This window comes from Staphylococcus sp. 510 (assembly GCF_057219715.1).
The window spans coordinates 1-5,266 of the sequence record NZ_JBXVVK010000030.1; the positions used below are offsets into that span (position 1 = coordinate 1).

The window sequence follows — 5,266 nt, forward strand, 5'->3', positions numbered from 1 at the left end:
TTTTTAGGGCTGGCCAGTAAGAGAGGCTTATAGCCGAAGAACAAACCACCCGTTCACACGGGTGGTTTTGATTAGTCAGGCTGGGACATAAATTTATATTTCAAGTTACATTCATATTTAGGCAGTAGTTGACTGAAATGAAGATACGCTTGTACCAAGCTTTTTCATTTCTAGTCAACCTTGCCGGGGTGGGACAACGAAATAAATTTTAAGAAAATATTATTTCTGTCCCACTCCCACTTATGCCTTAGGAAAACTAAGGCGAACCGAAAAGGGAAACGAAGTTTGTTATAGTAGTATTTTAAAGATTTTAAAATAAAAAGTGCTATCGGGGTACACATCTAATCAGATGGCTCCAATGGCACTTTATAATTATTTAATACGAATTCTTCTATTTCTAAAGAATAAACTAATGATTAACAATCCAATACTGCATGCTAATAAAATTAACGCATTATGGATGGCATCAGCTTCAGTCACAACTTGATCCGGTGATACTGATAAATAATATTGTTTAAATGAATCTGCTATTTTTTCAGCTAAGGTATGAATAATATAACTAAAATACATTGTAATAACTAACATAATAGCCAAGAATAACATGTTAATAACTTTTAAAGCACTTCGATTAAAGATAATCGTTAATATAGATAAAATCATACTAATAATACATAAAGCGAAAAAGGCGTAAAAGACCAATAATAAGCGGTCAATGGATTGTTGTAGTTGGTCTATATTACCTAAATTGATATTAATATTACCAACTTGAGTTACAGTATCTTGGAAATTTTTAAGTTGATGGAAATCGATGGTTTGTTTAGCAAATACAATGTTAAAGATTGGTTGATTGTACATGCTATAACCTGTAATTGCTGTTAGTACAAGTACGATAAATTGAATGATCATACTTACCCAAGAGCGTTTTTTCTTACCATATTGTTTACCGCGATGCATTGGTTCATTTTGAAATGCATCATCAAAGTTTTCTAATCTTCTTTGTTGATTAGTCATAATGCTGCCTCCTTGAAAATAGTCATATCTTTATTTATCATTTCCAGTCTTATTTTGTTATAATAATGAATAATCAAAGACAATAAAAATTAGACAATTTATAAAATGAAATTCATGACTAAATTAAAATATACTTTAAATTATATCCCTTTTTAAGTTACGAATGTAGGTTTTTAATCAAATTGTTTTTTAATATTAAAAATTGCAAAGAGGTAGGTTTAGTTATTTATGAAGAATCGATTCATGAACCGAGTGGTAAACAAGTATATTCTGCACAATCGTTCAATATTTTTCGACAATGATGAAGCAGTGGATAAGTTTTTTGAAAAAAGACAAATTGAAAATGAAAAAAAACATAAACAACCCTCTACACTAAATGTTAAAGCGAATTTAGATAAACTGATGTTAGGGGATATGCAGGTATTTAGATTTAACTTTAGACACGAGTCAAAAAGAAAAATATTGTATTTACATGGTGGTTATAATACGTTACAACCTTCACCATTTCATTGGAGATTTATTGATAAGTTAACATTATCTACCATACATGAAGTGGTGTTACCTATTTATCCTAAAGCACCAGACTATCATATTGAAGATTCAGAAAAAGCAGTGAGAGATGTCTATAATCAACTCGTGGATGAAGTAGGTGCTGAACATATTATTGTGATGGGTGATGGATCTGGTGGCGCACTGGCATTGAATTTAGTTCAAACGCTCATCGAAAATAATGAACCAGTACCACGCCAATTATATTTAATTTCACCATTATTAGATGCTACATTATCAAACAAAGACATCACAGATGAACTTTTAGGGAAAGATATATTAATTAGTCGTTTCGGTGTCAATGAGATTATGAAACGTTGGGCAGAAGGTGTGCCTCTCACAGATAAACGTGTATCTCCAATATATGGTCCAATAGAAGGCTTACCACCTGTTTATATGTTTGGTGGTGGAAGAGAAATGATTAATCCAGATATGCATTTATTTAAAGAAAAATTAGAAATGATGGGTCAAGAAATTACGTTCTATGAATATCCAAGAATGGTTCATGATTTCCCACTGTATCCAATACGAGAATCACATAAAGTGATTAAACAAATTACCAAAGCACTTAATAATAATTAATATAAGAAAAACGATGAGCAACAATCTGTGTTGTTCATCGTTTTTGTTTATTCCATAATAGAATTGATATGTTTGATAATGAAATTTTGTCCCTTTGAAAAGTAAAGATCAGCTATTGTTTCCTCAAAGTGACTCGGAATATCAGTCAAATTACTAAATGAAAAGACTTTTTCAATATTATCATTTCTTATACGACTTGCTAATTGATTATAGTGTTCAAGGAATTGTTCATCTTCGTCATATGTTTCAAGTAATTGATTCATTTCATCTATGGCTTGTTTTTGTCCTTGTATAAAACTCATACGTGTCGCACGTTTGAATAACTTGGAAGCAGGACCATTGATAGTCAACGCTTTTTGTTCGTTTAAGTCACTTAGTCCTACTTTGACATCATCATACAAATCTAGTAATTCGTTTTGGATGGTATAGCGGATAGATTCACTCATGATTGATCCCCCTTATGAGGAATACCAATACGATGGCCTAATTGCTTAGGCCATTCAATTGTTTGTTGTTCTTGTTGAGCATAGCGCTCAATTTGTTGATAATAATCTTCTGGAAACGCGGCAGAACGGCGCTTGTTTTGGTCGATTCCCATCATCATGACTTCATTGGTTGCAGCAACTTCACCATCTTGACGAATCATTCTTAAAAAGAAATGAACGCGTTTATAATCGTAATCATAAATATATAATTCAACGTAATATTGTTCATTTAATGTTAGTTCTGATAAAAAGCTAGTATGTTCTTCAATTGTAAATGTTGTGTATTCATATTGTGCACGTTCATCTAAAGAAAGACCGTGACTATAATTAAAATCATCAATGACATCACTAAAAATGATATTATAGTATGCATCATGCATATGATTATTGTGATCGATAAAATCTTCTGTCACTGTTTTACTTACAGTAAATGTTTGAGACATGACTATTACTCCTTTATTGTTTGCTTGATACTTATTTTACTAAATTAAATTAAGACATACACGTAATTCAATTCATGATAAAATAAAAAAAAATTGCTTATCAGGGGGTAAAGAGATGACGATGACCATTCGATACCAAACAACTACCCAACCTTTAACTGAGGTGAGTCGCATAGAAGATGTTCCAAGTAAAGCGACAATTGTTTGGTATGATTTTGAAGATGCTACAGAGAAAGAAAATGAATTTTTAAGAAATCATTTTGACTTTAACTATTTAGAAATCGATGATGCGATTAATGGCATTCCTCGTGCGAAATACAAGGAATGTGAAGACTATCAATATATTGTTTTTCACAGTATATTAACACATGATTATGCTGCTATTGCTTTAAATGTTTTCTTGCAAGGTAATACATTGGTAACATATCATCATAAACGCTTTGAATCACTTAAAAAAGTAGTTCAAGATAATCAAAAACATCATGTTTCTGATTTGGACTGTGCGGATATAGTGATACATATATTAGATAGCATGGTAGATAAATATTTTAATTTTGTTTATGACATTGAAGATAAGGTATATACATTTGAGGACAGACATGTAGATGATCGCTATAGTAAAAGCGTAATGGATAATGTATTCCAACTACGTTCTGATTTGATTAAAATAAAGCGAGTGTTATTCCCAATGCAAGAATTGGTAGATACGATTAAAAGTGAAGGTAAGTTAATTATCGATACAAAGCATTCTATGTACATACAACATATTGATGACCATTTAATTAAACAACGTAATGTAATTCGTACATCTCAAGAAATGACAAATGAAATACGTGAAAATTACGAATCCTATACTTCATTTAGAATGAATAATATTATGCAAATCTTAACATTAGTATCTGTAATATTTTCACCTTTAACTTTTATTGCAGGTATCTACGGCATGAACTTTGCGTACATGCCAGAATTAAATTGGCATTATGGCTACTTTATTTGTCTATTTGTCATGCTAATCATATCAATTATTTTAATTATCTTCTTCAAAAGAAAAAATGGTTTTAAACCTTGTAATTATAAAATGAATCATTTGGAAAAGGCGGTATAGTAATGAGTGACTTTCAGAGAGAGCAAAGAAAAAATGAACATGTTGAAATAGCGATGGCTCAACATGATGCTACATTATCTGATTTTGATAAAGTGAGGTTTGTTCATCATTCGATTCCAAATATTGATGTAGATGATGTAGATTTAACAACTAAGACGTCCGAGTTTAATATGAAATACCCAGTTTATATTAATGCCATGACGGGTGGTAGTGAATGGACAAAACAAATTAATGAAAAATTAGCGATTGTTGCACGTGAAACGGGGCTTGCAATGGCGGTAGGCTCAACACATGCTGCATTACGAAACCCTAAAATGGCAGAATCATTTACGATTGTTCGAGAAACGAATCCAGACGGTGTTATCTTTAGTAATGTTGGTGCTGATGTACCTGTAGACAAAGCAGTTAAAGCTGTTGAATTATTAGATGCACAGGCACTACAGATTCATGTTAACTCACCACAAGAATTAGTGATGCCTGAAGGTAATCGTGAGTTTGCTAATTGGATGGAAAATATCGAAGCAATTGTTAAAGCAGTAAATGTACCAGTGATTGTGAAAGAAGTAGGATTTGGTATGAGTAAAGAGACATATAAATCACTGCTTAACGTTGGTGTTACATACGTCGATGTCAGTGGACGTGGTGGAACCAATTTCGTAGATATTGAAAACGAGAGACGTTCAAATAAAGATATGGACTATTTATCTAATTGGGGACAATCAACAGTTGAATCACTATTAGAAAGTTCTGATTTTCAAGATAAACTGAATGTCTTTGCGAGTGGAGGTTTACGTACCCCATTAGATGCTGTGAAATGTTTAGCGCTAGGTGCGAAAGCAGTAGGTATGTCGCGTCCGTTCTTAAATCAAGTTGAGCAGGCCGGTATAACACAAACGATTGAATACGTTGAATCATTTTTAGATCATATGAAGAAAATAATGACAATGCTAGATGCTAAAGATATCAATGAATTAACCCATAAAGATATGATATTTAATACTGAATTGTTATCTTGGATTGAGCAACGTGGTTTAGATATCCAAAGAGGTTAACTGAATCAAATTAAATAAGCCCGTACGTAAGACATGAGC

Annotated in this window: 6 protein-coding genes; 3 read left to right on the plus strand and 3 right to left on the minus strand. The window is 32.1% G+C overall.

The genetic code is table 11. From position 1 onward, the window contains the following. Positions 1-372: 372 nt before the first annotated feature. The gene (locus AC2D8K_RS12265) at positions 373-1,011 is read right to left on the minus strand and encodes a hypothetical protein (RefSeq protein WP_002450250.1); all 639 of its coding nucleotides are present in this window, start codon (positions 1,009-1,011) and stop codon (positions 373-375) included. Positions 1,012-1,239: 228 nt separating this feature from the next. Here AC2D8K_RS12265 and AC2D8K_RS12270 point away from each other — a divergent pair, with 228 nt between their 5' ends. Continuing rightward, on the plus strand, positions 1,240-2,142 hold the full coding sequence (locus AC2D8K_RS12270) for an alpha/beta hydrolase fold domain-containing protein (RefSeq protein ID WP_037551723.1): 903 nt from the start codon (positions 1,240-1,242) through the stop codon (positions 2,140-2,142). Between the two features lie 47 nt (positions 2,143-2,189). Here the strand turns inward: AC2D8K_RS12270 and AC2D8K_RS12275 are convergent, their stop codons facing one another. Then, entirely contained in the window at positions 2,190-2,588 is a 399-nt protein-coding gene (locus AC2D8K_RS12275) for a hypothetical protein (RefSeq protein WP_002450252.1), read from the minus strand. After that, complete coding sequence (locus tag AC2D8K_RS12280; RefSeq protein WP_002450253.1) at positions 2,585-3,070, minus strand: thioesterase family protein; 486 nt, start codon at positions 3,068-3,070, stop codon at positions 2,585-2,587. Before AC2D8K_RS12280 ends, AC2D8K_RS12275 begins: the two co-directional genes overlap by 4 nt. Before the next feature lie 115 nt (positions 3,071-3,185). Here AC2D8K_RS12280 and corA point away from each other — a divergent pair, with 115 nt between their 5' ends. Then, entirely contained in the window at positions 3,186-4,175 is a 990-nt protein-coding gene (corA, locus tag AC2D8K_RS12285) for a magnesium/cobalt transporter CorA (RefSeq protein ID WP_484698794.1), read from the plus strand. A gap of 2 nt (positions 4,176-4,177) precedes the next feature. Next, on the plus strand, positions 4,178-5,227 hold the full coding sequence (gene fni, locus AC2D8K_RS12290) for a type 2 isopentenyl-diphosphate Delta-isomerase (RefSeq protein ID WP_002450255.1): 1,050 nt from the start codon (positions 4,178-4,180) through the stop codon (positions 5,225-5,227). The last annotated feature ends 39 nt before the right edge of the window (positions 5,228-5,266 follow it).

Coding starts and splice junctions, on each gene's coding strand:
- corA (WP_484698794.1), top strand. CDS start 3,186: ATGACGATGACCATTCGATACCAAACAACTACCCAACCTTTAACTGAG.
- AC2D8K_RS12265 (WP_002450250.1), bottom strand. CDS start 1,011: ATGACTAATCAACAAAGAAGATTAGAAAACTTTGATGATGCATTTCAA.
- AC2D8K_RS12270 (WP_037551723.1), top strand. CDS start 1,240: ATGAAGAATCGATTCATGAACCGAGTGGTAAACAAGTATATTCTGCAC.
- AC2D8K_RS12275 (WP_002450252.1), bottom strand. CDS start 2,588: ATGAGTGAATCTATCCGCTATACCATCCAAAACGAATTACTAGATTTG.
- AC2D8K_RS12280 (WP_002450253.1), bottom strand. CDS start 3,070: ATGTCTCAAACATTTACTGTAAGTAAAACAGTGACAGAAGATTTTATC.
- fni (WP_002450255.1), top strand. CDS start 4,178: ATGAGTGACTTTCAGAGAGAGCAAAGAAAAAATGAACATGTTGAAATA.